Genomic DNA, 26,884 nt, shown 5'->3' with positions numbered 1-26,884 from the left:
TCACTTTTCAGAAAAAAAGTCCCGTGCTCACTAAAGAATTTTCGTTTTTTCCGAGTGACCCGTCACGGCCTGTAGCACGGCGTTTGTGTCGCCAACTAGACCACGGACACCCGTCATCAACTCGTCTGTCGGACTGACCCAGTACCCCCGGTCCAGCAGCACGCTTTCGCGCGTTTGGTCCGCCACAGTGATCACTGGTACAGTCCCATGGTGCGCCTTGAACAGTTTCAGCAAATCTGCCTTGCCCGCCTCGCTCAGTGTCACGGGCAGTTTGACGAACAGCTTCTGTTGCGGCAAGTCGGCCAGCGCGTCTGCGGCTGTCACCACGCGGTTGGCGATCAGCTGCAGCCCCTCGCGCGCTTCCACGCGCCCGGTGATAACGATCACGTCGTTGGCCACCAGCGTCGGCAGGGTCGGAAACAATTTCGGAAAAACCGTGACGCTGACATTGCCGGTCGCGTCTTGACCATCGATGAAGGCCATCTCCTGCCCTTTTTTGGTGCGGATCTGCTTGATCCGGCGCACCACCAGCACCAGTGTCACCGTTTGGTTCGCCTCCAGCGTCGCCACCTGGGCCAGCGGTCGGTACGGGGCGAGTTGATTGACGACCCGGTCGACCGGGTGTCCGGAGAGGTAGACCCCCAACACCGCGGCCTCTTGGTCGAGCCGCTCCGTCGCAGCCATCTCTGGCACACTGATCGTTTTGGGCTGCAACAGTTCGAACAACCCGACGTCGTTGCCGGCGAGCTTGATCGACTCGATCAGCTCCCCCAGATTGGCCAAGGTCTGCGCCCGGTTGTCGTCGAAGCGGTCGAAGGTGCCGGCATAGACCAATGGGGCGAAGCTCTCCGGCCGCAACCACTTCGGATCGAGCCGCTGCATCAGGTCTTGCAAGGACTTGAATGGTCCCGCCGACCGCGCGGCCAACAAGGCATCCACAAAGTCACGGCGCACCCCGCTGATCGACAGCAACCCGAAGCGCAGCCCGCCTTGCTCAAGGCGAAAAACGCGCCCCGAGCGGTTGATGTCCGGCCCGGCGACGGTGAGCTTGCGCTCGCGCAGCTCCTGCACATACTGGCGCAACTTGCCCGTGTTGCTCAGGCTCGCGTTCATCAGTGCGGCGAAAAACGCCGCCGGGTAATGCACCTTGAGGTACGCGAGCCAAAACGCGATCTTAGCATAGGCGACCGAGTGACTGCGGTTGAAGCCGTACTGGGCGAACTTCTCGATGTACGCATACACGGTCGTCGCCGTCTCGACGTCGTAGCCCTTCGTCTGCGCCCCCTCGATGAAGCGGACGCGCTCACGCTCGATCACAGCTTGTTTCTTCTTGGACATCGCGCGGCGCAGCAAATCGGCTTCGCCCAAGCTCAGCCCGCCCATCACGCTGGCCGCCTGCATGACCTGCTCTTGGTAGACCAAGACACCGTATGTCGACTTCAGGATCGGCTCGAGCGCAGGTGCCGGATAGGTGATCGGCGCCTGCCCGTTCTTGCGCGCGATGAAGGTGTCGATCTGTTCCATCGGCCCCGGTCGATACAAGGCGTTGACCGCCACGACGTCTTCGAACTGCGTCGGGTGCATCCGGCGCAGCACGCTGCGGATGCCATTGCTTTCGAACTGGAACACCCCGTTCGTGTCCCCGCGCGCGAACAATGCCAGTGTCTCGGCATCGTCCAGCGGGATCTGCTTCGGGTCAAACGGGCGCCCGGTCTGCCGCTCGACCGATGCGACGGCACTGGCCAAGATGCTCAAGTTGCGCAGACCCAAGAAGTCCATCTTCAGCAGGCCGAGCGCTTCGACGTCACCCATCGGCACCTGCGTCTGGGCGATCCCGTCACCGCCATCTTGGAGCGCGACGGTATCCGTCAGCGGCTCCTGAGCGAGCACGATCCCGGCGGCGTGTGTCGAATCGTGGCGTGGCAGTCCCTCTAGCGCCAGCGCGGTCTGGAACAGCGCCTGGTTCTGCTCGGAGTCGCCCACTAGGTTGCGCAGGGGCTGTGACTGCTGGTAGGCGCTCTGCAGATCGATATGAAACTGACTGGGGATCGCGGCGCTCCACTTATTGCTGTCGAACTGACTCAGGCCAAAGACCCGCGCGCAGTCCCGCAGCGCTTGCTTGGCCCCGAATGTGCCGAAGGTGATGATCTGCGCCATGTGATCGGCGCCATAACGGTCGTGCACGTACTGGATCAGCTCACCACGCCGGTTGTCCGGGATATCCAGGTCGATATCCGGCATATTGGCGCGCGCTGGGTTCAGGAACCGCTCGAACAGCAGATCATAGGCGATCGGGTCGACCTCCGTGATCGCCAGCGCGTAGCTGACCAGCGAGCCCGCTGCCGAGCCCCGCCCGGCGCCGGTCATAATGCCAACGGAGTGGGCGTAGTTCATCACGTCCCACACGACTAAGAAGTAATCGTCGAACCCCATCTTCGTGATCACACCGAGCTCATAGTCCAGTCGGTCCCGGTAGCGCACCGGCACGGCCTGGCCGGCAAACCGCTGGCTCAGGCCCTCGACGGCCAGCGCCTGCAGGTACGCCGAGGCCGACCGATCGTCTGGGACCGGATAGCGCGGCAGCTGTGGCTGCCGGAACGTGATCGTCGCATCGGCGCGGGCCACCAGCTCGGCGAGCGCCGTCAGTGCATCTGTGCGCCCCGCCTGCTCAAACGGTGCCGCGGCGACTGCCGGTGGGGTCAACCAGTCTGGCCCTGCGTCCATCAACGTCGGGTCGCGGAAGTTGAGCGGCGTGCCGGCCCCGATCGCCTGCATCGCTTTTTGCGTGAACGCGTCGCTGGGGTCCAGGTAGCAGACCCGACTCAACGCGATCAGGGGCAACGCATGTGCAGCCGCCAGGGCAGGGATCGCAGTGGTCAGCTGCGGCCCCGTCACCCCCACTGCGAGGCTTGCGGGTTGCTTGGCGGCCAAGGTCGCCAGATAGGTCGCCTGGGCGGCTTGATCATCCGCTAGTGGTGGTGCCAGCAGCACCTCGCCCGGCACGATCACCGCGACGCCGGTCAGCTCAGGTAGTGCGGCCAAGTCGATCGGTCCTGGCGCCAGCTTGATCGCGCTGGAGACCCGCAGCAGCTGGTGGTACCCCGCCGTGGTCTCGGCGATCAGAAGCGCCGTCGCATCAGCGATCGCTAGCCGCATCCCCAGTAGCGGCTTGATCCCTGCGGCCGTCGCCTGCCGGTAAAAGTCGACCACCCCGTACATCACGTTCGTGTCGGCCAGCGCGATCGCCGAATAACCGCGCGCCTTGGCGGTGTCAACGATCCCCTGGACCGTCAGCGGGCTCTGCAGTAAGCTGAAGCTGCTTTGAACTTGTAAATGCGTAAACATCATTGGCCACCTCAGTTTCCATTATACCTGAATCCCCTCACAGCTGCAGGGCTGGTGCGCCTGAAAAAGCGGCGGTCCGCGCCTGTAACGGTTGCAATTCTGCCTTGCCGTGTTAAGATATCAGAGAAAAGAGGGATACTATGCGCTATATCGTCACACTCGTGTGGGGCATCCTGCTCGGCGAGGTCGTTGGCTTCCTGGTCAGCGCTTTAGCCGGCAGTACCTTTGACCCCATGCTGAGCATGGTCGTCGGCTTGGCCTTTGCGGTCATCCTGTTCATCATGCCCGTGATTATGAAACACTTCGACCCAGAAGCCACCAAAAAAGCGTGATCGCGGATCACGCTTTTTCTTTTGGGCTAGCCCTGCTCCCAAAGGAGTTGTGACGCAGCCTCTGATGGCACGACTATGCCAGAACGTGACGTGCCATAACGCCCTTTCTAACGCATGTCTGCCTGTCACTCACTGCGTTCGAACGGGCAGCGCAAGACGTATAAGAGCGACCCTCAGCAAAACCTAAGTTCGGGTTTTACCGAGGGCCGCTCTTATACTCTGGGCTAAACCCGCGTTATGGCCCAGCCCTTTGGGCGTTATTTGGTGATATAGATGAACAGCGTGGTCGCCGAGAAGCCCACGTCGAACTTGACGCCGTGAGACGTGATCGTGTCGATCGTCGTCGAGCTACTGTCCTTATCGCTGGTCGCCTTCTGAAAGGCCTTGGCGACTTTTTGGGCGTCTGCACCGACCGCGTTAGCCAGCAGCCCGAACTGCGTGCCAAACGCCGCCTGCGCTTGCTTGTCCTTGAGGGCCTTGACTGGGACCATGTCGGTGATTCCCATCAATTGACCCCCTTGAACGTTCAGGCGGACGGTGCCCCCGCTGGTTTTCAGCGCCTGCTTGAGCCCGCTGAACGTCGCCGGGAGCTGCTTCGCCTTCGTCGCCGCGCTCGCCTTGGCCATTGCGGCCTGAAGCGCCTGTTGCTGCTTGACCATCGCGGCCTGCTGTGCCGGCGTCAACTGACTGGCGTCGACCTTGGTCTTGCCGGCCTGCTTGAGCTGTTTTTGAACGTCTTTGGGTAGCGCGGTGGCAATGATCGCCTGGTTATACTTGGCCGCCACGGTCTTATACGCGCCAAGCGACTGCGCGGCCTTGACGGTCACGCGGTGATCCAGGTCCCCGGCCATCAGCCGGACCGACTGCGCCTTAGTGGTCACCGGCACGGTGATCACATAAGCCCCGCTGTTGACCTTGACGGACCCGTCGCCCGTCGCAGCGCGGTAGTGCACGCGGCTGGCGCCTTTAGCCTCGCCTTTGATCACCGCGACCATCCCCGACTGCTGATACGTTGTCTTCGTGGTGGTCAGGGTCTTGCCACAACCGGCTAAGACCAGCGCACTGGTCAGCACCAGGCCCAGCGCACCGACTCGTTTGATGTGTTTCATGATTAGCTTCATCCTTTTTACATTCAGTCTGTGCATTAGTGTAGGCCGCGTGCGCCCAAAAGACAACCAGAAAGTGACTAGGTGTCACATCGGCGGTAACACCTGAAAATTATGGTCGACCGTCGCCGAAAGGACCGGCTGTGCGCGTAAGTAGTCGGCGATCAGCTCCGTCATGTCTTTTTGGTTCTCGCGGATCACCTTGCTCGGGTCAAACATCGCAAAGTTGCCCCCGCCAGCCGCGCGATACTGGTTGACCGTGACTTCCAGTCGATCTGTCGGGGCCACCGGCCGGCCGTGGTACTGCAGCTTGCGGACGCGCTGGCCGACCGGCTGGGTGATGTCCAGCGTGTAATCGATCCCCTGATACATGTCATAGTTGTAGTGTTGCGGCTTGGGTTCAGCGAACCGCGGTGTGACGATCAAGTGACCCTGGTCGTTCAGGCTGAAATACGTCGCGTCTTGCTCCAACGCCGCCCGCAGATCCGCGCCGCTCAGTGCCATCACCGCTAGCGTGTTGGGGTAGATATAGTTGGTCACGACGTCGCGCATCGTGATCTGGGTGCCGAAACCGCGGCCTTCGTTGTTGAACAGCGCCGTTCCAGCGATGTCAGTGCCAGTCGCCGCCATCTGTACCCGGTTGATGAACTCGATGTACGGATGCTCGACGACCCGCGCCGCGAAGGGATCCGCGATGCGCATGTCGCCGACCACCTGGCCCAGCGGCGCGTCCAGCCAGTCCTCGACGGCCGCGCTAGTCGCGCTGACCGCGGTGATCACTGCCGGGGCCGCGACTGCCGCACCCGTCGGCACCAGCGCCGCCGAGGCGGCCGCGACGTGCACGCCGCTTGCCGTGCGGTCAAGGGTCAGGCAGATCTGGCCGACGTTGGCGCCGCGGTAGCCGGGCTGCGTGACGGGCACGCCGTTGACGATCCCCGCCAGCTCCCGGTGCTGGTGACCGGTGATGAGCGCATCGACCCCGTCGATCGCGGTCAGCGCAAAGCCGACGTTTTCACCAGTCAGCGCCTCGGTCGGTGCCCCAGTCGCCAGGTCGCGCTCGAAGCCGCCGTGATACGCGATCACGACGACATCCGCCAGCGCGCGTAGCCGAGGCACCCACGCCTTAGCAGTCTCCACGACGGACGCGAAGGTCAGCCCAGCGATGTTGCTCGGCCCTTCCCAGTGCGGGATGTAATCGGTGGTCAACCCGAGCACCGCAATGGTCACCCCATCGCGCTCGAACAGCTGGTACGGCTGACCAAAGGCGGGCCGGTCCCCGTCGAGGATGTTCGCGCACAGGATCGGGTATGGGAGCGTCGCGAGCGCTGCGGCCAGGTAGTCGCGACCATAATTGAATTCATGGTTCCCGATGATCCCAGCGTCGTAGCCGACCGTCGCGTAGGCCGCCGTCGCCAAGTCAGGCTGTGCCTTGACGCGCGCCGCGTAGTAAGCCAGCGGTGACCCCTGCAGGAAGTCGCCGTTTTCGATCGTCAACACCGGTCCCGGTGCGGCGGCCTTCAGCTGATCGATCGTCGTTTTGGCCTTACTCAGTGAAAACGGCAGGTCCTGATCGCGCTTGACGTAGTTGGTCGGGGTGACGAAGCCGTGTGTGTCGCTGGTGGAAAGTAATGTGAGCTGCATGTTAGTCCTTCTTTTTCGGAGTGGTGGGCGTCGGTTGGGTCATCGTGGTCATCGTCTCGACCAGCATCTTCTGAAGCACGGCGTTGATCGCCAGGTTGACCATCGCGTTTTGGATATTGGTCGTGTCTGTCTTATTCACCTTGTTGATCAGCACGTCACCGGTAAAATCGGAGTTCACCTGCTGCACCGCCCCGATGAAGGCGAGGATGAAGGCGTCAAAGGCCTGCTGCTTCTCGCGCCCGCGCAACTGGTAGTCGATGCCCGCGGCGATCGTATCTAACGCGAATACCGGCTTGAGCATTGCGATCACGAGGATGTTGGCGATCTGCCCCTTGTGGTACTTCTTCTTGACCGGTGAGGTGATCACGCCTTTTTTGACGTAATTGTTGACCATCGTCGGCGTCAGCTCGTCCAACCCGAGCGGCGTGATGATCTCGTTGACATACTGCACGACCTGATCCATGTACAAGTCGAACTGCGGCAGATCGGTCCACCGCGGCAACTGTGCCTGCTGGAGCCGTGCGAGGTACGCCGTAAATACTTCTTCTTCAGCCATATAGAGCCCTCCCTTTTAACTACATTGTACCACGTCAGCTAGACTTGGAAACCAGAATCATCCATCGCGTTGCCTCGACGCAAACAAATAGCCCCGCGCCGGTCGGCACGAGACTATCTGGGTTACGCGTTAGCGTCTGACTTCTTGACCACTTGGGCGCCTTTGTAGAAGCCCTTCGGAGAAACGTGGTGAGAAACGCGGTATTCGCCGGTCGTTGCGTCGAATTGCAGGTTAGGCACATTCAACTTGATGTGACCGCGGCGCATACGCTTCTTGGTTTTTGAAGTTCTGCGTGCTGGAACTGCCATGAGCGGAAAACCCCTTTGTTTTAGATTTCTTTTCTACTATACCGGACATCCGAGAAATTGCAAGGCAAAATCCCCGTCCGATGCCTTGGGTAGAGAACTACCACAGCACGTCTTATCTTACTAAAAAATGGGCGTCAAGGCAAGACCTTAACAGCAGATTTTTGGCGTGCCTAGTCCTGGGCCTTGCTGGTGAAGCTCAGCTGACCATCTGCGACCCCGATCTCGACGGTGCTGTTTGGCAGGATGTCGCCGCTGATCAGCCGCTTGGCCAGCGGCGTTTCGACCGCAACGGTGATCAGCCGCTGCAGCGGTCGCGCCCCGTAAGCGGGGTCGTACCCCTTGTGCGCCAACCACTCCTGCGCCGCCGGCGTGACCGTCAAGGCGATCTCCTGGGCGGCCAGGCGCTGACTCAAGTGGTCGAGGTCTTTGATGGCGATCTTCTCCACATCCGCCAAGCTCAGCGGGTTGAACAGGATGATGTCGTCGATCCGGTTGAGGAACTCCGGCTTGAAGTGACTGCGGATCAGCGTCATCACCTGCTGTCGACTCGCATCGGTGATCTGCCCATCTGTCTGCACGCTGTCAAGCAGCGCCTCCGATCCGAGGTTGGACGTCATGATGATGATCGTGTTCTTGAAGTCCACCGTCCGGCCTTGGCTATCGGTCAAGCGGCCATCATCCAGCACCTGCAACAGGATATTGAAGACGTCCGGGTGGGCCTTTTCGATCTCATCGAGCAAGACGATGGTGTACGGGTTGCGGCGGACCGCCTCCGTCAGCTGACCGCCTTCCTCGTAGCCCACGTAGCCCGGCGCGGCCCCGACCAAGCGCGAGACGCTGATCTTGTCCATGTACTCGGACATATCGAGGCGGACCATGTGCTTTTCGGAGTCAAACAGTGAGGCCGCCAGTGTCTTGGCCAACTCGGTCTTCCCGACCCCGGTCGGCCCGAGGAACAAGAAGCTCCCCAGCGGACGCGATGGATCCTGCAGTCCGGCGCGCGACCGCAAAACTGCATCAGCGACCGCCGAGACCGCTTCATCCTGGCCGATCACCCGCTCGTGCAGGTGATCAGCTAAGTGCATCAGCTTCTCGCGGTCGCCTTCCACGAGCTTGGCGACCGGGATCCCAGTCTGGCGCGAGATCACCGCCGCGATCTCGTTTTCGGTCACACTTTCCTGCACCAGCCAGCTGTCCGGCCGGTCGGTCTGCTCGAGTACGGCCAGTTCTTTTTCGAGCTCAGGGATGGTGCCGTGCTGGAGGCGCGCCGCGGCTTCCAGGTCATAGCGGCTCTGCGCGTCTTCCAGCTCGTGTTTGGCCTTGTCGATCTCGGCCTTCTTGGCGTTGAGCTGGGTGATGTCCTGCTTCTCCGCGTCCCACTGCGACTTGAGCTTGTTCGTCTCCTCTTTGAGGTCGGCGAGCTCCTGTTGCAGCTGGTGCAGGCGCTTTTGAGACGCCGGATCGCTTTCTTTTTTGAGCGCCGCCTCTTCGATCTCCAGCTGCATCTGGCGGCGTTCGGCCACGTCCAGCTCCGTCGGGCGCGAGTTCATCTCAACGTTGATGTTCGCACTCGCCTCATCGACCAAGTCGATCGCTTTGTCTGGCAAAAACCGGTCGGTGATGTAGCGATCCGACAGCGTGGCGGCCGCGACGAGTGCGCTGTCGTGGATCCGCACGCCGTGGAAGATCTCGAAGCGCTCCTTGAGTCCGCGCAGGATCGAGATCGTGTCGGCGACGGTCGGCTCCTGGACCAGCACGCGCTGAAAGCGGCGCTCCAGCGCCTTATCCTGCTCGATATTCTCGCGGTACTCGTCGAGTGTCGTCGCACCGATCAGGTGGAGCTCACCGCGCGCGAGCATCGGCTTGAGCAAGTTTCCCGCGTCCATTGCCCCTTCTGCCTTCCCGGCCCCGACGATCGTGTGGATCTCATCGATGAACAAGATGATCTGCCCCTCGGACTGTTGCACCTCTTTGAGTACCGCCTTCAAGCGCTCTTCGAACTCGCCTCGATACTTGGCCCCAGCCAGGAGACTGCCCATGTCGAGACTGATGATCGTCTTGTTCTTCAGGTTATCTGGCACGTCTTGGCGCACGATGCGCTGGGCGAGCCCTTCGACGATCGCGGTCTTGCCGACCCCTGGTTCACCGATCAGCACCGGATTGTTCTTGGTCTTGCGTGACAGGATCCGGATCACGTTGCGGATCTCTTCGTCGCGGCCGATGATCGGATCCATCTTGCCGCTGCGCGCCTCGGCCACCAGGTCCGTGCCGTACTTTTTCAGGCTCTGGTAGTTGTTCTCTGCGGTCTTGGAAGTGACCTTCGCCCCGCCACGCGCCTGCTGGACCACGTCGGCGAACTGTTGGCGGGTCACCCCAGTGTCCGTCAGGTACTTGGTGATCGCGAGGTACTTCTGGTCAAACAGCGCCAGCAAGACAGCTTCAGTCGCGATGAACTCATCGCCGAGCTGCTGCTGGACCTTGCCGGCGTCTTGGAAGAGCTGGAACAGCGACTGGCTCATGTTCTGCCCGTAGCTGCTGGCCCCTTCGACCACGGGTTCCGCGTCCAGCGCCTGATCGATCGCGGCGGTCAGCCCATCGAGGTTGACCCCTGCCTGCTGGAACAGTGCGGTCGCAAACGCGTTGGGCTGTACCATCGCCTTCATCAGATGGGGCACGTCGATCTCCTGGTGGTGCCGCACGCTGGCGATCTGCTGGGCCGCCGCTAGGGCCTCGGTCACAGCCTGTGTGAATTGTTCTGGATTCATCCTGAATTCCTCCGTTCCGGGTGGTCCGCTCGCACACCCTGATACCCTCATCTTACCAAGATGCGTTTGGTCAGTAAAGGTCAAAGCCCAAAGTTCAGCCCTAGGACCGAGCGCCAACACGGCCAAAAAAGGCAACGTCGATCGCGACGTTGCCGTGTTTGCCCAGCGGAGCCAAAAGCGCTTTTTATCGCGGTCCGGCCGCCTCTGAGCCCCTGGCAGCTGCTGAGCCGACTGAAGCCAGCCTGCTTCATGCTTTTTGCTGGCACCGCCGAACTGCCGGCCGCAGACGCAGACCCGGCCCTTTTGGGCACCAGGCACGGTCGTGTGGCCGTACGGGTCCCCAGCACCATCACTCACGTATTAGGACGCCAGCGACATCAAGCCTTGGGGTCGTCGTCTTGGGGGGCTGGACTTTGCGGGGCCTGGCGCGTCTCGGTCGGCGCCGGCGTCGATTCCGCCTGGTCCGTGAGGTCCTGATTCTCTTTTTGAAGCCGCTTGAGTTGCTTTTTGAGTTTGCTCAAACTAGCGGTCGACACGAGCAGTGCAGAGGCCGCCCCGAGGATCAGCGACACGACGATCACTAAGATCAACGGCCAGTGAAACGCCGCCCCAAAGAAGTTCACCGCGACCGGTTGGCCGTTCAGCAAGGCGAAGATGATCACGACCAGGGCGATCACCAGCCCGACGATCAGACGTTGTTGGTTTTTCATCACGCATCCCTACTTTCGATTGAAGAGCCCACCGGCCAGCCAATCGCCGACATGTGGGGCCAAGGTGTACAGTGTCGCGCCGACGTTCATCAGCCATGGCGCATTGATCTCGCGCACCGGTCGCCCAAAACTGTTGACGATCCGCGCGGCCAGCTTGATGGGGTCGAGCACGATCCAGTCGACCCGCTGCAGGTAATCGTTAGCCTCTGCCACCGAGAAGAAGGCGGTGTCGATCGGCCCTGGGCACACGGTGGTCACGCGCACGCCGAACGGTCGCAACTCCAAGCGCAGCCCGTTGCTGTAGCCGACCACGGCGAACTTGGTCGCGGAGTAGACCGCCGACTTCGGCGTCGCCATCTTGCCGGCCATCGAGGCAATGTTCAGGATGTGCCCACGCCCACGCGCGACCATCTGGCGGCCGATCAGCTGCGTCATGTACATCGTCCCCAGCACGTTGACGCGCATCATCCGCTCGACGGTCGCCATCGACGTATCCAGCGCGTCTTCAAAGTGGCCAAACCCTGCCGCGTTGACCAACACGTCGACCGGTCCGACCTCGCGGGCGATCCGGCTGACGACGGCCTCGATCGAGACCGGATCCGCGACGTCGCAGACATAGGCGTAGGCCGGCTGGCCGGACAGCGCGGTCGCCTCTGCCTGGGCCGCGATCAGTTTGTCCTTACGCCGCGCCAGGAAGACGACCGTCGCGCCCTGCTTGGCGGCGGTCAAGCCGATTGCCTTGCCTAGGCCGCTGGAGCCACCGGTCACGACGATGATCTGGTGATTCAAGTCTTTCATGAATGAGCCTCCTGCGTCTGCCCGGACTTGGCGAACGGCACCGTGACTTCCTGCAGGTCGTGGACGACCTGGGTGTGCGCGAAGACCTTCTGCGCACTGCGCTGAAGCTGCGTCGCCGCCTTGCCAATGTAGCGGGCTGAGATATGGTTCAACAGCAGCCGGTGGGCACCGGCCTGGGCCGCGAGCTTGGCGGCCTGAACGTTCGTCGTGTGGTAGTATTGCCGGGCGAGCTTTGCCTCGTCGGGGCCAAACGTCGCCTCGTGCACCATGACCGTTGCGTCTTGCCCTAACGCGATGGCCGCCTCGGTCGCCCGGGTGTCCCCAAGGATCGCCACCGTGCGCCCCGGTTGGGCCGCGCCGATGAAGTCGGCCCCGTTGAACTGACGGCCATCCGGCAGGGTGACCTGCTCACCGCGCTTGAGCCGCGCGTACAGCGGCCCCGCCGGGATCCCTGCGGCGCGGACCTTATCGATCAAAAGCTCACCAGGATGCGGCTTCTCCTCGATCCGAAAGCCAAAGCTGGTGATGCGGTGGTCGAGCCGGGCGAAGCTGACGCGAAACGTTGTATCCTCAAAGATCACGCCGGGATTTTCCAACAACACGAAGTTGAGCTTGTACGGCAACCGCGTCTGGGTGACCTGCAAGCTGGTGCGGACGAAGCGCTCGATCCCGGCTGGCCCGTACACAGTCAGCGGCGTTTCACCGCCTTGGTTCGCGCGGCTCGCCAAAAACCCCGGGAGCCCAAAGATGTGATCGCCATGCAGGTGCGTGATGAAGATCTTCGTCACTTTGCGTGGGCGGATCGTGGTCTGTAAGATCTGGTGCTGGGTCCCTTCGCCGCAGTCGAACAACCAGACCTCGTTGCGCTCATCTAAGAGCTTCAACGCCAAGCTAGAGACGTTACGTGACTTGGACGGTGACCCAGCACCTGTTCCCAAAAATAAAAGTTCCATGATGTGTCTTCCTCACTATGCATGCGCGCATGCAGACTACTGGTAAGTGTACCACAACTCACCGCCGGACCGAATACCGGCACCCGCGCCGGGCCGACATTTGCGCCAGGGGTGAAAAAACGACCGGGTGCCACGTGGCGACCCGGTCGACTGCGGTTACTTCAGGTGCGCGACGATCTGCTTGACCACATAGGCGGCGTAATACTTGTTGCCGGTCGGGTTCATGTGGGTCTCATCGTCGTAGAACCAGTCTTTGTGCGCGGCCGAGTACCCGTGCCAGTCGATCACGGTCAGATTCGAATAGCGCTTGGTCGCCCCGGCCAGCATCGTGTTGACCGTGTTTTGCCACGGCCGTGTCGGCACGTGCGCGTTGATCCAGAAGACTTGCCGACTGGCCCCGATCGCCTGCATCATCTGATCCATCTGGCTGGTCGAAAACGAGCCATTGGTCCCCAGGCCGATCACGACCGTCTGCCCCAGCGCCCCTTGCTTAGCGTACTGCTGGACCAGATCGATGCTCTGGTAAAGCTGACGCGAGATCCCCGCGTCAACGAAGGCCTTGGGCATCACCTTCATCAGGTCCGGTTTTGCATCCAGCATGACGGAGTCGCCGATCGCACTGACGTTCAAGTTCTGAGCGGTCTGCAACGCCGGCGCATCGATCCCGTAAGCCGTGTACCCAGCGACCGCCGATGGCAGCGCCGCGCTCGCACTGGCTGCGCGACTGGAGGCCACGCTGCTGGAGCGCGCCGCCTTGCTCGACGCAGCGGCGCGAGACTGTTCCGCGACGCGCGCGCGCATCGACGCGAGGGCCTTTTTCTTAGCGGCCTCGGTCGTCTCATTGGCCCGCAGCGCCTTGGCGACCGGACTATCGTTCGCCGTGTCCTTGACCCCCGGCGCAACGATCAGCGCCGCCGTACCCAGGCCGAGCACAGCCAGTGCCAACACCCCGCGCGTCGCGTGCAGTGGCGTCCAGTGGCTGGCCTGGAACCATTGCCGCCAGTGCCCCGGCTGCCAGTGCGCCAACGGTTGTTCGATGAACCGGTAAGACAGCTCACTGATCAGCAGGATCAGTGCCACTTCGATCACCGGGTAGAGCACGGGGTGATCCGCAACGTCGCGCATGGCGACTTCCCAGAGGATCATGACCGGGAACTGATACAGGTAGATCCCGTAGCTGCGCGTGCCGACCCAGTGGAACACCGGATTGCTCAGCACGCGGCCCCACAGGCTGACCGGCGAGGCGACGACCGCGACGAGTACGACGACCGCCAGGGTGAACAAGAACATGCCCCCTTGATAGACGAATGCGCCCTGCGCGTTCAACCCCAGCAAGCCGACGACCATCAAGACTGCCGCGATCGTGCCACCGCCATCGAGCAGCAGGCGCGCCGACGGCTTGAGGTGCGTCGCCAAGCGCGTGCTTGGCCACAAGAAGGCCAGCGCCGAGCCGATCAGCAGCGCGAAGGCCCGGGTGTCCGTCCCGTAGTAAAGCCGGCTCGGATCTGCCGTCGGGTGCATCGTGTACAGCACCGCCATCCAGAGCGCGCTGACCAGCGCCAGCCCCAGCGTGACGCGAAACGCCGTGGTCTTGGCGCGCCGTGAGCGGCCCTTGCGCATCAGCAGCAGGAAGACCAGTGGCCATAGCAGGTAGAACTGCCCTTCGATCGACAGGGTCCACAGGTGCGTGAACGGTGATTCGTTATTCGCGAAGTGCTCGAAGTACGACTGACCGTTGGCAATCTGCCACCAGTTATAGGTGAAGGTCAGGTTCGTGAGCACGATCTTGTGAAAATTGACCAGCAACGGCCGGGCAAACAGCACCATCGCGGCCCCGGTCCCGAACAGCACCGTCACCAGCGCCGGGTAGAGGCGCTTGATGCGCCGGCCCCAGAAGCGTTTGAGATCTAAGCGGGCGTCGCGCCCATACTCGCGCAAAAAGCCGTCGGTCAGCAGATAACCTGACACGACCATAAAAATCAACACGCCTAAATATCCGCCGCGAAACAGCTCTGGGCGCAGGTGATACAAAATGACCCCAATGACCCCAAGTGTCCGCAGACCATCGAAGCCCCCGATATAGCGGCGCGTCGCCGCAGTATCCTTGCTAGACATGGCCTAGGCCCCCTTGTCTTAGTATGATTTTATTCGACGAACTCGAACGTGAAGTCCTCGATCGCGACGAGGTCGCCCGTCTCTGCGCCGGCATCGCGCAGCGCGTCGTCGACCCCGAGGCTGCGCAACTGCCGAGCAAAGCGGATCGCCCCGTCGTCGTGGTCGAGGTTGGCCATCTTGAACAGCCGTTCGACCTTGGCCCCCGACAGGATGAAGGTCCCATCCGGATCCCGCGTGACCTGCAACTCCTCTGGCTTCGGCGCAAAGGTGTAGGTCGCCGATTCCAGCGCCTTGGACTTCGGCACGAAGACTGGCGCGGCGGCCAGGGCCTTGGCGGTGTCGCGCATCAACTGCTGCACCCCATCGTGCGTGATGCTGGAGATCGCGTAGATGTCCGCTTCGTCGACCCCTTCTGCCAGCAGGGCGGCCTTGAACGCCGCAAAGCGCTCAGCAGCCCCTGGCACGTCCATCTTGGTCGCCACGACCAGCTGTGGTCGCGAAAGGATCGTCTCGTCGTAAGATTCCAGCTCAGCGCGGATTTGGTGGTAGTCGTCGAGCGGTTCACGCCCATCGTCTGGATCCATCTCGACCAGGTGTAAGATCACCCGGGTGCGCTCAACGTGCCGCAGGAACTGGAAGCCCAGGCCGACCCCGTTGCTGGCGCCTTCGATCAGCCCAGGCAGATCCGCCATGACGAAGTCGCTGCCATCCGCCAACTGGACCATCCCCAAGTTCGGCACCAAGGTGGTGAACTGGTAGGCCGCGATTTTCGGCTTGGCCTGGGTCACAACGGACAACAGCGTCGACTTGCCGACCGACGGGAACCCGACCAGGCCGACGTCTGCCAGAACCTTGAGCTCAAGGGTGACGAAGCGGTGCTGGCCCGGCTCACCATTCTCGGCGATCTCAGGCGCCGTGTTCTTGGGCGACACGAAGTGCATGTTGCCACGGCCACCGCGCCCGCCGCGGGCCACCACTAGGGTCTCACCAGGGTGCGTCAGGTCACCGATCTCTTCGTGCGTGTCGGCGTCGTAAACCGTCGTCCCAGCCGGCACCGCCAGCCGCACGTCGTCTGCCCCGCGACCGTACATCTGCTTGCCCTGACCATTACCGCCAGCTTTGGCCTTGAAGTGCCGCTGGTAGCGAAAATCCATCAGCGTCCGCAGCCCTTCATCGACATAAAAAATGATGGAGCCACCCTTACCGCCGTCACCCCCGGCCGGGCCGCCGAACGGGACGAATTTTTCGTGGCGAAACGCCACCATCCCGTCGCCGCCTTTACCGGCCTGCACTTCTACTGTCACCTGATCGACAAACATGTTCGTCCTCCTTGATCCGTTCGCTGGGCCTAAAAACACAGTCTTCCTATTGTACGGGTCTGCCTTGCAAAATGCAATGCGGTTCTGCGTCTCATTATACCAATACCTTCAGGCGGTGTGCAGTCACGTTCTGAAAATAAAAAACCAAGCTCTCCTTATGAAAAATGGCAAAAGACTCTTTCATCACGCGCCACTTTCGACTAATATTTATTCATGACGTTACATGTTGGAAGGAGATCATCATGAAAACTAGCCGCACGCGCACGATCGGCGAGCTTCTCTGCGTCGGGTTGATCCTCGTGCTGGCCTGGGTCGCCTTACGCCCGGCGACGACTCACTCGGCCCATTATACATTAGATAAGGGTGACCTACGCTATGACGGTCAGGTCTTGAAGGGTCAGTTCACCGGCCACGGTCAGCTGTCGTTCGCGAACGGCGACCGCTACGTTGGCCACTTCACCACCGGCCGCTTCAACGGCCGCGGCACGTTCACCTCCCACGCCGGGTGGACGTATGTCGGCCAGTTCAAAGGCGGCGCCGTCACTGGTCAAGGCACACTGACGACCGCGCAACACAAGCAGTATCGGGGGACGTTCACGAATGGTAAATTCACGCGCGCACAAGCATCAACGGATTAAATGGTTCAGTCTCGTGCGCATCACCGGCTTGTTGCTGGTGCTCACCTATCACTTCTATCAAACTAGCTTTCCAGGCGGCTTCATCGGCGTCGATGTCTTCTTCGCCTTCTCTGGGTTCCTGATCACCAGCCTGATGGTCGATGAGTTCGCGCGGGCGCAACGCTTCGACCTGCTGGGCTTTTACCGGCGGCGCTTCTACCGGATCGTCCCACCGCTCGTCCTGGCCGTGTTGCTCGTGATCCCGTTCACCTACCTGGTCAACCCAGACTTCATCACGGGCATCGGCACCCAGATCGCGGCGGCCGTCGGATTCGTGACGAACTACTTTGAGATCAACACGGGCGGGAGCTACGAGACTAAGTTCATCCCCCACCTCTTCGTACATACCTGGTCGCTGGCCGTGGAGATGCATTTTTACCTGATCTGGGGGCTGGTCGTTTTCCTGATCGCCGGGCTCGTTGGGCACTTCGGCGGCCGCCGCGACGCGCAGACCACGTCGTTTCGCTACGGTGTCGCGTTCGTCTCGCTGATCCTAGCCGTCGCCAGCTATGCGACCATGGTGACGCGGGCGAACGGGCTGACCGAGTTCTCACCCGTCTACTTCGCGACCGTCACCCACTCCTTCCCGTTCTTCATCGGCGCAGTCACCGGCACACTCAGTGGGGTCACCACGCTGACCGCACCCTTCGCCCGGTTGAGTCAGCGCGCGCACGCGTCCGTTGCCGCACTGGTGATGGGCCTCAGCGCCGCGGGACTCGTCGGCCTGGGGCTGACCTTGCGCTTCGACCGCCTGAGTACCTACCGCTACGGGATGCTCGCTGCGGTGCTGCTGGCCTGCGTGATGATCGTCGCCGCCCGCGTCCTGCACGACCAGACGCCCACTGCGCGTGAACCACGCCTCGTCTCGTTTTTGGCCGACACGTCCTACAGCCTCTACCTCTATCACTGGCCGCTGTACGTCGTGTTCTCCCACCTGATGCACAACACCGCGGCCGTCGCGCTGACGGTCGCCATCGGCCTGTGCTTCTCCGCCCTGTCCTATTACGTGATCGAACCGACGCTCGCAGGCCGGTCAGGTCAGGTCTTCAGCTGGCGACCGACTTGGCGGCAGGTCGGCCTCCCTGTCAGCTTACTGACCCTGGGGTTGGGCGGGCTGACTGGACTCACGGTCGCGCACGCCCCGCAGATGTCTCGACTGGAACAAACACTGTGGATCCAAGGCCTTTACCAAGACCGCGACCAGCTCAAGGCGCTCAACGATCAGGTCGTCGCCCTTGAGCGCCCTAAGTCAAGCGCCCCACCGACAACGAGCCCGGCGCCGAAATCGCGCGATTACCGCGCCTTCAATCGCAATAGCACGGCTCAGCAGTATGGGATCCCGAGTGGCGTCTCGATCATCGGTGATTCGGTCACGCTGGGCACCCGAGAATACCTCAGCCAGCACGTCGCCGAGTCCAGCATCGACGCAGCCGGGGACCGAACGATGGACCTCGCCTACACGGTCTTGATCAACGCGCAAAAAGCGAACACGCTGCGCGAATTCGTCGTGATCGCGATCGGCACCAACGCGCTGAACGATTATGCGGTCCAGCTCAACAAGGTCGTCAAGGCGATTGCCCCCGGCCACAAGCTCGTGTTGATGACGCCGTACAACGCGCAAGCCTCACCGAGCTGGAACTCAAGCAAACTCGGCGAGCTGGAACGCCAGCTCCCGAGCCAGCACAAGTGGATCAGCATCGCCGACTGGGGCCAGATCGCCCCGCAGCACCCGCATGTCTTCAAAGGGACCGACGGGGTCCATTTCGGCGGCCACGCCGACGGAGACGTCCTGTTCGCCCAAGTCGTCAATGACGCCTTGATCGATGCCGCCAAGCGCCCCGCGAAAAAATGACCAAAAAGAAAACGCCCATTGGGCGTTTTCTTTTTGGTCGCGGTCAGGCCTCCGTCATCGTGAAGCCGCTCCACGGCTTCAAATACGGCAACAAGAACAGCTCCTCAGGGTGAACATGCCCGACGACGTTCACGCGCCCGTCGTTGACCATCTCACGCAAGGCGATCTGCGTCTCCCCCTTGTACTGGCCGTAGCCGTCATTGTCGATCAGCACATCCCCGCGCTGGATCGCCACAGTGTGATGCGCAGGAAACGCCCGATCGGCATACTTGACCCGCGTCTGCGAGCTGCGCAACAGGTACTCGGACCGGTCGCCGCGGTAGCTGTGCGCGTTGGCGAACATCAGCTCACGCTCCAACGCGGTGCTGTCCGCCGCTGGGATCACCCGCAGTGCGGGGTAGTCAGCATAAAACGCGTCGTGTGCCGCCTTCAGTTCCGCTTCACTGGCGTACGCGTTGCCGATGATCACGTCATTAATCGAATCCATCAGCACATAATGCTTGATCTGCGTCGCCAATGGCAAGTCGCGGTGTGCCTCCAACGTGCACAGCCCGTCTTGTGTCGGCCACGGGCCAAAGGTCGCTGCATGGGCATTCACGAAGGCCGCAGTGTTGAGGTCATAGCGCGTATACATCGCCGTCGCGAATTCGAAGAAGTCCTGCCCCAGCCCCGAGTAGCGGTGCGGATAGAAGTTATGCGAGCCCAGCAGGTTGTCTCGATTCGGCGAAAAGGACATGATATTGTCGATGTAGTGCGTCCCTTGCGACATGTTGACCTCGATCTTGATACCGTACGGGTTGCGTGTCATCTGCGCTTCCTCCGCGCCGGTGAACCCAAGGTCGAGCCGGACGCCCCACGCGCCAAGGTCGTGGAAGAAAGCCAGGTCGTCATACGCGACGCCCAGCTGCTTGAACAGGGCTGGGTTGATGTCGACCATCACCTGCATGCCAAGCTGGTTGGCGTGATCCACCACCCGCTTGAAGCTGGCCACGACCTCATCCTTATTGCCGCGGATCTCAAGCAGTGACGTGAAGACGCGCTTGAACCCGTACTTCGCCGCAAGGGCCAGGTACGCGGCGTCCTGCTCATAAGTTGAACGTTCTGGATAAACTGAAACACCGAGTTTTCCCATGTGTCAAATCCCCCTTTACCTCTCTCAGTCTACCATATTGGTTTAGACCGATGAAAGGGGTTTCTCTAAATTGGTAGGAACAATTTTACGGATGACGCTTATTGACGGTTACCGTCGCTTTATTTGGCCGTTTTTGAATGATTGTGCTTGAACGCGACGGGTTTTGGCGTATAATGAAAGCTATGAGGTGATGAAAATGCTTACAGAAGAACGGCAACGCTACATCAAGTCCGCCCTGGCGCAACAGGCGGTGCTCAAAGCCAAAGACCTGATGCAGGCGCTAGGCGCGTCCGAGTCGACGATCCGCCGCGACTTGGCGGAGCTGGAGGCCGCCGGTCAGCTCCGTCGCATCCACGGTGGCGCCGAACGGTTAGCCGACAACGTGGTCGAGGCAAGCGTCCAAGAAAAAGCGACCCAGGCGTTGCTGGAAAAGCAACAGATCGCCAAGGCCGCAGCCGCGATGATCCGCCCGCACAGCACGATCTTCCTGGACGCCGGCACGACGACCGCCCAGATGATCCCGCTGCTCCCCGCATTGGATGTCACCGTCGTCACCACCGGGGTCGATAACGCCAGCCAGCTGGCCGACTTCGGGGTCGAAGCCCTGATGCCTGGCGGCCGGATCAAGGCCGCCACTAAGGCGACGGTCGGCGCCAACACGGTGGCCGCCCTTCAAGCGATGCATTTTGATCTCGCCTTCATCGGGACCAACGGCGTCCACCTCAAGTACGGCCAGACCACGCCCGACGCAGAGGAAGCCCAGGTCAAGCAGGCCGCCATCGCGCAGGCACGAGACGCCGTGATCCTCGCCGACCCGAGCAAATTCGGTCAAGTGAGCTTCGCCCAGTTCGCCAAGCTCAGCGTGGGGACGATCTTGACCACCCGACTGAGCGACCTGGCCCCTTACTATGCCGACACCCAAAATATTCAGGAGGTCCAACATTGATCTACTCCATTACACTCAACCCGTCGATCGATTATGTCGTCGGTCTGCCCCAGCTGACACTCGGCCGAGTCAACCGCCTCGAGTCCGCCGTGAAGCTCCCAGGGGGCAAAGGCATCAACGTCAGCCGGATCTTGAAGGCGCTCGACCTGCCAACGGTCGCGCTGGGCTTCATCGGTGGCTTCACTGGCAGCTTCATCGAACACGCCCTGGCCACTGATCAGCTCGACTGTGCCTTCACCCCGATCCAAGCCGACACGCGGATCAACGTCAAGTTGAAGGCTGACGCTGAGACCGAGCTCAACGCCGCCGGGCCGACGATCACGCCCGCGGAACAAGCCAGCTTCAAGCAGCAGCTACAGGCGCGGCTCCAGCCTGGTGACGTGGTCGTCATGGCCGGCAGCCTGCCCACCGGGTTGCCCGAAACATTCTACCGCGACCTGATCCCGCTGATCCAAGCGGCCGACGCCGAATTCGTGATCGACACGACCGGTGCCGCCCTGCTGGAGACCCTCCCCGCCCACCCACTGGTCGTCAAACCGAATCATCACGAGCTGGCCGAGCTGTTCGGCGATGCGGCGTATCCCGACCTGGCCGCGGTCGCGACCGCTGGCCGCAAGCTACTGACACTTGGCGCCCAGCACGTCCTCGTTTCGATGGCCGGCCGCGGCGCGCTGATGATCACGCCGACCCACACCTACCACGGCAGCGTGCCGGCCGGTCGAGTGATCAACTCGGTCGGGGCCGGCGACTCGATGCTGGCGGGCTTCACCGGCACGCTGGCCGCGACGCATGACCCGCTCGAGGCCTTCAAGCGCGGGATCGCCTGCGGCAGTGCGACCGCTTTTTCCCAAGACCTGGCCACGCGGGCCAAAATCGATGAAGTCTACGCAACAATCAAAATGGAGGCACTCTGATGGATATCCGAGACTTACTGCTCAAAGACGTCATGATCATGGACCTGACCGCCACCGACAAGGCCGGGGCGATCGCAGAGATGGTCGCTCGATACGCTGAAGCCGGGGTCATCACCGACGCGGCGCTGTACCAGCGCGACATCCTGCACCGCGAAAGCGAATCGACCACCGGGATCGGTGATGGGATCGCGATGCCGCACGCCAAGGACGCGGCGGTCACGCGGGCAACGGTCTTGTTTGCCAAAAGCGCGGCCGGCGTCGACTTCGACGCGCTGGACGGCCAGCCCGTTCACCTGTTCTTCATGATCGCCGCCCCAGAAGGCGCCAACAACACGCACTTGGCCGCCCTGGCCGCCTTGTCTTCCCTGCTGATCGACCCGGCGCTGGTCGCCAAGCTGCGCGAGGCCCAGACGCCCGATGAGGTCGTGCAACTGTTCGCCGACGCCCAAGCAGCCAAGGACGCCAAAGACGCCGCCGAGTCGACTGCTGCTGCCACCCCGCCGACAGACACCCCTGCGACGGCCCGCCCGTTCGTTGTCGCCGTCACCGCCTGCCCGACCGGAATTGCCCACACCTACATGGCCGAGGCCGCCTTGAAAGAAGCCGCCGAGAAAATGGGGGTCGACATCAAAGTCGAGACCAACGGCTCAGAAGGCGTCAAACACAAACTGTCTGCCGCAGAGATCGCCGCGGCGACCGGCGTCATCATCGCCGCGGATAAAAAAGTGGACATGCCCCGGTTTGACGGCAAACACCTGCTCAACCGGCCCGTGATCGACGGGATCAAGCAGCCCGAAGCGCTGATCGAGGTCACCCTTGCCCAGAGCGCCCCAGTCTTCCACGCAGACGGGGCGGCGACCACCGCCGCAGAACCGGACCAAAAAGGGCTGTGGAACCGCGTCTACCAAGACTTGATGAACGGGGTCTCCAACATGCTGCCATTCGTGGTCGGCGGGGGGATCATCATGGCGCTGTCGTTCATCTTCGAGAATGCCTTCGGCGCCCACTCGATGGCCTTCACGTTCACCAATAACCTGGGCAACTACGCCTTTTCGTTCCTGGTTCCTGTCCTGGCAGCCTACATCGCGGTGTCCATCGGCGATCGGCCGGCCTTGATGCCCGGCTTCGTGGGGGGCTACATGGCCACGGTCGCCAGTGCCTCTGTCGTTCACGCACAAAACCCCGCTGGCTTCATCGGCGGACTGGCCGCCGGCTTCATCGCCGGGTGGCTGATCATCGGCCTCAAGCACCTGCTGGCCGGCATGCCGCACTCGCTAGACGGACTCAAGACGATCCTCGTCTACCCGGTGCTCGGGCTCGCAGCGATGGGACTGATCATGTTCTTCGCCGTCAATCCGATCTTTGCGGCCCTCAACGGCGCCCTGATCAGCTTCCTTGAAGGGATGGGGACCGGTAACGCGATCCTCGTCGGGGTGATCCTTGCCGCGATGATGAGCATCGATATGGGCGGCCCCTTCAACAAGGCCGCTTATACCTTTGCGATCGGGATCTACCAGGCGTCTAACTTCACCGACGGCCGCTGGATGGCGGCTGTAATGATCGGTGGGATGATCCCACCGCTGGCGATCGCGATCGCCTCCACCTTCTTCCCGACCAAGTTCACCCAGACCGAACGGAACTCCGGCCTCTCGAACTACGTGCTCGGCCTGACCTTCATCACGGAAGGCGCGATCCCATTTGCCGCGACCGACCCCGTCCACATCATCGGCAGCTCGGTGATCGGCTCTGCCATCGCCGGTGGGCTCACCCAAGTGTTCGGCGTCAATGTGCCCGCCCCGCACGGTGGGATCGTTGCCCTAGCCCTGACCGACCAGAAGCTCGGCTTCATCGTCAGCCTGCTCGTTGGCGCGATCATCGCTGGCGTACTCCTCGGCGTCTGGCGGCCGGTTGCCAAAGACAACGCCTGACCCTTGCCCCCTCGCGACTCAGGCATGTGACCTCGACCGGCACGCCTGAGTCGTTTTGTTTGCCCCAAAAACCGATTCGCAGTAGACTGCAGGTAATCCAAGGGGAGCTCGCCTGGTGATCGCGTCAGCGCAACGCGGTCGTTCACCGACGGGTAGCCGAAATCATCCAGGGGATATTGCTTCCTCAGTAGGCTAGGCCCGGAGTATCGATACGGTGAGGCGTGATGAGTATGCTCACGTTAGCTGGTCTAAGTCGGATGACACCACCGGGCACAAGGCAAGACGGTGGTGATCGGTGCAACTGCACGCTGCCACGCCAGACGGTCTGAATCTGGCGGGACAATCAAGACGGTGACGCAGACTGACCGCGTCGCCACCCGGCCGGTCGATGGCAGACCGTTCACCCCCGGCCGGGCGCCCCCGCGGGACAGCCGCGGTAGTCAGCCAAAGGCGTCCTCAGGTGCCCTGAGGGCGGCTTTGGTGTGTGTGAAAACCAGAGCGGAGGACTCGCGGGCTTAGCGGGACGGCTAGCCTAGCACAGTGCGTTGAGCCCGCACTTAGGCTCGACGTACTGTGCGTAGCTAGACGCGCCCGCATTGGCCTTGCAGCGCTCGACGACGATCGGGAAGCAGTAAGCAAGCACCCAACCATTGGTGAGTCCCCACCCAACGTCTGCCCCAAAGCCACAATATTGCGCGCATCCCCCGGACCTTAGCCACGCCGTGCGACGACCGCCGGCCTGCGATCGGCTCACCGATCAACGTTTCGGCCCCTTTGAGCCGCGCCACCTGACAGTCCAGCGATTAACGGTGTTTTTTGCCGCAAAGGTTGCTATACTGGTGAGGAAACTCACTGAAAGGAGCGTTGACACTTGGATGCCATTCGCTACGAAAAATTAGCCGACCACGAAGACGCCGGCCGGAAATACTTCATCGATCACTGGTTGAGCGACACGCTGATCGTGTCGTCCGGCGATTACCACTTCGCCGATCTCAACGGGTTGATCGCCTTAGAACCTGACGACACGGTCGTCGGCCTGATCACCTTTGCGATCCACGGGAACGCGATGGCGGTCGTCAGCCTGAACTCCGTGCGCAACGGCCGCGGGATCGGTAAGCGCCTGTTGGCCCTGGCGGAGAACCGGGCACGCATGATCGGGCTGACCAAGATGGACGTCTCCGTGATGAACGATAACCTACAGGCACTCGGCTTTTTCCAGCGCCAGGGCTACCGCCTGACGAAGATCATCCGCGGCTCTATCGACATCGCCCGGACACGCAAGCCGGAGATCCCGCTGATCGGTGCAGACGAGATCCCGTTGCACGATGAAGTCCTGATGTCCAAGCTGCTGGTCCAACCCAAATGACCGCGCGCCACGACCTGATCCGGCAGTACTGTCACATGTGGGAGACCCGCGACTTCAGCGCGCTAGACACCCTGCTCAGCCCGGACTGCCAGTATGAAGAGTGCTACGGCCCAGTGTACCGCAACCGGGCCGAGATCCACGCATGGATCTCGGCCAAACGCGAAGAACAGGTCGTGCAGGCCTGGACGCTGCACGACTGGTACGACACCGCCGAAGACGTGATCGTCACATGGACGTTCGCGGCGACGGAGGCCCAACCACTCCTGTTCGATGGCGTCTCGGTGATCCACTTCAACGCGGCCGATCAGATCGACCGCGTGCGTGAATTCTCCGCGACCCATCAGCGCACCACCCCGTACGCTTAACGCACAGTGCCCCGGTGACTCGGCGCTGGTCCGCGTCAAGTAGACAGGTCAAATAATTAAAGTGCCTATGCAGTTTTCCTTACGGCATGACTCCGGTATTCCATCGGGGTCATGCCGTTTAGTGTTTCTTGGCGGCGTTCGTGGTTATACCAGTTGATTGCCGCTTCAATACTCTTCATCATCTCAAGCTCGGACAAGCAGTGCTCAAAGGCGAACCACTCAACCTTAAGATGGCTCCACAGGCTCTCCATTGGGCTATTATCGCCAGGAGTACCTGGCCGCGACATGCTGTGGGTAATTCCTTCACCCGCTAAGAACGTGTTGTAGGTGCGCCCGGTGTATGCCGATCCTTGGTCACTATGCGTAATTTCTGGCCTGATGCCATTGTTGCTCTTGATGGCCAGCTTAATCGTCTTGGTGGTAAGCGCCGCGGTTTCGCTCGGTGCCACACACCAGGCAATCACGCTGTGATCATAGAGATCCTTCACGGCACTAAGCCGCAGTTTCTGTCTACCTTCTTGACCGTAAGTGAGCTCGGAACAGTCGGTCACCCAGACTTTGTTGGCCGCGCTAGGGTGGAAGGCATGCCCCGCATCGACGGTGTACAGCTTGTTGGCTAGGAGGAACTCCTTCCTCTCGGCTCTGCGATCGTGCTTCGCTACACGGATAGAGGCTCGAATCCGTCCCTGACGCATGAGCCTGCGGACACGACCGTGACTCACGTGATAGGGTGTTTCCTTATTGATATACGTCACGAGCCGTTTAACCCCGAAGACATAGTGATGCTTTTCCTCAAGGGTCACGATGTAGGCCAGAATAGCCTGATTCTCCCGTTCATGGACCGTCACCTTACGATGCGTCCACTTGTAGTACGCTGCACGCGAGATACCCAGAAACCGGCATGTCTCACTGATGCCATAAAGCTGACCGGAGTCGGGATTCACTTCTTGCGCGAGTTGCTGAATGGCCTGATATTGCCTGTCTGATCGACATTCCCTCTTTCCAGTTCTTGGAGTTTTTTTAACACTGCGACCTCCGTTGACACACGGGTTAATCGTGCCTGTAGTCGCTTGTTCTCGAGCTTCAAACGCTCTACTTCAGTGAGCTGACTATTATCTTCCTTCGCCTTACCGCGGCGGTCTGCGAGGGCGGACTCACCACCTTGCTTGAACTTTTTGACCCATGCATAAACCTGTCCATACGAAACGTTGAACCGCTGGGTTGCGGCGACGTAGTCGTGTTCGTTGGCGATGGTCCATTGTGCGATCTCGATACGTTCGAGCTGCGTAGTCTTGCGTCCATCCTTCATTGGCTTGGCCCTCCCAGTGGCTTGTAGTGATTTACCACTAGTATACAGGGATACCCATTGACTGATGACGGTTTTACCCGGAATGCCGTAGGCAACAGCCAGCTGCCGAAAAGATGTGTTACCGGCTAGGTACTTCTGCACGACTTCTAGCTTGAACTCCCGAGAATACTGTTGGTTAGTATGCCTGGACTTAAGACCATCCATCCCATCAGCTGCGTAACGTTCTAACCACTGGTTGACCTGGTGGTGATCGATACCGTGTATCCTTTCCACTGCCTGTGAACTCCAGCCGCCCTCATTAACCAAACCAATGTAGAACAGTTTCTCTTCGGGCGTGTATCTTGAACCTATCCGGCCCATAAAAAAACTCCTTCCTAAGAAGGCAAGCTTTAATTATTTGCTTGTCTACCTAGGTAGGAGTATAGCCCTCACTGGTCGAGTCACCGG

The 26,884-nt window shown here is 61.2% G+C and carries 22 protein-coding genes; 8 read left to right on the top strand and 14 right to left on the bottom strand.

Going from position 1 to position 26,884, the window contains the following annotated elements:
- Positions 1–30: 30 nt before the first annotated feature.
- Positions 31–3,348 carry a DNA polymerase III subunit alpha gene (locus HII33_RS08405; RefSeq protein WP_179395354.1) on the bottom strand — a complete coding sequence of 1,106 codons (3,318 nt, stop codon included), beginning with the start codon at positions 3,346–3,348 and terminating at the stop codon, positions 31–33.
- A 137-nt stretch (positions 3,349–3,485) separates the two neighbouring features.
- Here HII33_RS08405 and HII33_RS08400 point away from each other — a divergent pair, with 137 nt between their 5' ends.
- Entirely contained in the window at positions 3,486–3,677 is a 192-nt protein-coding gene (locus HII33_RS08400) for a YjzD family protein (RefSeq protein ID WP_179395353.1), read from the top strand.
- 257 nt (positions 3,678–3,934) lie between these two features.
- On the opposite strand, the gene HII33_RS08395 is transcribed toward HII33_RS08400, so the two are convergent.
- The 10 genes from HII33_RS08395 to obgE all read right to left on the bottom strand — a co-directional run bounded on the left by HII33_RS08395 (position 3,935) and on the right by obgE (position 15,948).
- Positions 3,935–4,786: a hypothetical protein gene (locus HII33_RS08395; RefSeq protein ID WP_179395352.1), complete on the bottom strand. Its 852-nt coding sequence runs from the start codon at positions 4,784–4,786 to the stop codon at positions 3,935–3,937.
- A gap of 84 nt (positions 4,787–4,870) precedes the next feature.
- On the bottom strand, positions 4,871–6,424 hold the full coding sequence (locus HII33_RS08390) for a bifunctional metallophosphatase/5'-nucleotidase (protein WP_179395351.1): 1,554 nt from the start codon (positions 6,422–6,424) through the stop codon (positions 4,871–4,873).
- Between the two features lies 1 nt (position 6,425).
- Positions 6,426–6,980: a DUF1836 domain-containing protein gene (locus HII33_RS08385; RefSeq protein WP_179395350.1), complete on the bottom strand. Its 555-nt coding sequence runs from the start codon at positions 6,978–6,980 to the stop codon at positions 6,426–6,428.
- Between the two features lie 122 nt (positions 6,981–7,102).
- Entirely contained in the window at positions 7,103–7,288 is a 186-nt protein-coding gene (gene rpmF / locus HII33_RS08380) for a 50S ribosomal protein L32 (RefSeq protein WP_125703258.1), read from the bottom strand.
- A 170-nt stretch (positions 7,289–7,458) separates the two neighbouring features.
- Entirely contained in the window at positions 7,459–10,053 is a 2,595-nt protein-coding gene (gene clpB, locus HII33_RS08375; protein WP_179395349.1) for an ATP-dependent chaperone ClpB, read from the bottom strand.
- Between the two features lie 377 nt (positions 10,054–10,430).
- Entirely contained in the window at positions 10,431–10,763 is a 333-nt protein-coding gene (locus tag HII33_RS08370) for a LapA family protein (protein ID WP_179395348.1), read from the bottom strand.
- Between the two features lie 9 nt (positions 10,764–10,772).
- Positions 10,773–11,561, bottom strand: a complete 789-nt coding sequence (locus HII33_RS08365; RefSeq protein WP_179395347.1) for an SDR family NAD(P)-dependent oxidoreductase — start codon at positions 11,559–11,561, stop codon at positions 10,773–10,775.
- The gene (rnz, locus tag HII33_RS08360; protein WP_179395346.1) at positions 11,558–12,514 is read right to left on the bottom strand and encodes a ribonuclease Z; all 957 of its coding nucleotides are present in this window, start codon (positions 12,512–12,514) and stop codon (positions 11,558–11,560) included. Before rnz ends, HII33_RS08365 begins: the two co-directional genes overlap by 4 nt.
- A 156-nt stretch (positions 12,515–12,670) precedes the next feature.
- Positions 12,671–14,629, bottom strand: a complete 1,959-nt coding sequence (locus tag HII33_RS08355; protein ID WP_179395345.1) for an acyltransferase family protein — start codon at positions 14,627–14,629, stop codon at positions 12,671–12,673.
- A gap of 29 nt (positions 14,630–14,658) precedes the next feature.
- Complete coding sequence (obgE, locus tag HII33_RS08350) at positions 14,659–15,948, bottom strand: GTPase ObgE (protein WP_179395344.1); 1,290 nt, start codon at positions 15,946–15,948, stop codon at positions 14,659–14,661.
- Positions 15,949–16,190: 242 nt separating this feature from the next.
- Between obgE and HII33_RS08345 the strand changes: the two genes are divergently transcribed.
- Both HII33_RS08345 and HII33_RS08340 read left to right on the top strand, forming a co-directional pair.
- Positions 16,191–16,586, top strand: a complete 396-nt coding sequence (locus tag HII33_RS08345; protein ID WP_179395343.1) for an MORN repeat-containing protein — start codon at positions 16,191–16,193, stop codon at positions 16,584–16,586.
- Positions 16,549–18,477 carry an acyltransferase family protein gene (locus HII33_RS08340; protein ID WP_179395342.1) on the top strand — a complete coding sequence of 643 codons (1,929 nt, stop codon included), beginning with the start codon at positions 16,549–16,551 and terminating at the stop codon, positions 18,475–18,477. The genes HII33_RS08345 and HII33_RS08340 overlap by 38 nt, the downstream gene beginning before the upstream one ends.
- A gap of 43 nt (positions 18,478–18,520) precedes the next feature.
- On the opposite strand, the gene HII33_RS08335 is transcribed toward HII33_RS08340, so the two are convergent.
- Positions 18,521–19,609 (bottom strand): DUF871 domain-containing protein, encoded by a 1,089-nt coding sequence (locus HII33_RS08335; RefSeq protein ID WP_179395341.1) that lies wholly within the window; start codon positions 19,607–19,609, stop codon positions 18,521–18,523.
- A gap of 196 nt (positions 19,610–19,805) precedes the next feature.
- Here HII33_RS08335 and HII33_RS08330 point away from each other — a divergent pair, with 196 nt between their 5' ends.
- From HII33_RS08330 to HII33_RS08310, 5 genes are all read left to right on the top strand, one after another.
- Complete coding sequence (locus HII33_RS08330; protein ID WP_179395340.1) at positions 19,806–20,555, top strand: DeoR/GlpR family DNA-binding transcription regulator; 750 nt, start codon at positions 19,806–19,808, stop codon at positions 20,553–20,555.
- Positions 20,552–21,469 (top strand): 1-phosphofructokinase, encoded by a 918-nt coding sequence (gene pfkB, locus HII33_RS08325; protein ID WP_179395339.1) that lies wholly within the window; start codon positions 20,552–20,554, stop codon positions 21,467–21,469. Before HII33_RS08330 ends, pfkB begins: the two co-directional genes overlap by 4 nt.
- Positions 21,469–23,397, top strand: a complete 1,929-nt coding sequence (locus HII33_RS08320) for a PTS fructose transporter subunit IIABC (protein ID WP_179395338.1) — start codon at positions 21,469–21,471, stop codon at positions 23,395–23,397. Before pfkB ends, HII33_RS08320 begins: the two co-directional genes overlap by 1 nt.
- Before the next feature lie 871 nt (positions 23,398–24,268).
- The gene (locus HII33_RS08315) at positions 24,269–24,763 is read left to right on the top strand and encodes a GNAT family N-acetyltransferase (protein ID WP_179395337.1); all 495 of its coding nucleotides are present in this window, start codon (positions 24,269–24,271) and stop codon (positions 24,761–24,763) included.
- Positions 24,760–25,128, top strand: coding sequence for a nuclear transport factor 2 family protein (locus HII33_RS08310; RefSeq protein ID WP_179395336.1), 369 nt, complete (start codon positions 24,760–24,762; stop codon positions 25,126–25,128). The genes HII33_RS08315 and HII33_RS08310 overlap by 4 nt, the downstream gene beginning before the upstream one ends.
- A 65-nt stretch (positions 25,129–25,193) precedes the next feature.
- Here HII33_RS08310 and HII33_RS08305 read toward each other — a convergent pair whose 3' ends face one another.
- Positions 25,194–26,072: an IS3 family transposase gene (locus tag HII33_RS08305; RefSeq protein WP_343036852.1), complete on the bottom strand. Its 879-nt coding sequence runs from the start codon at positions 26,070–26,072 to the stop codon at positions 25,194–25,196.
- Positions 26,069–26,797 (bottom strand): helix-turn-helix domain-containing protein, encoded by a 729-nt coding sequence (locus HII33_RS08300; RefSeq protein ID WP_179394188.1) that lies wholly within the window; start codon positions 26,795–26,797, stop codon positions 26,069–26,071. The genes HII33_RS08305 and HII33_RS08300 overlap by 4 nt, the downstream gene beginning before the upstream one ends.
- Positions 26,798–26,884: the final 87 nt, after the last annotated feature.

The sequence above is a fragment of the Lacticaseibacillus absianus genome (assembly GCF_013407595.1).
In the GTDB taxonomy this organism is placed as follows: Bacteria; Bacillota; Bacilli; order Lactobacillales; family Lactobacillaceae; genus Lacticaseibacillus; species Lacticaseibacillus absianus.
Note: the sequence above shows the minus strand (reverse complement) of the source record. Positions and strands in the feature narration are given on the sequence as shown.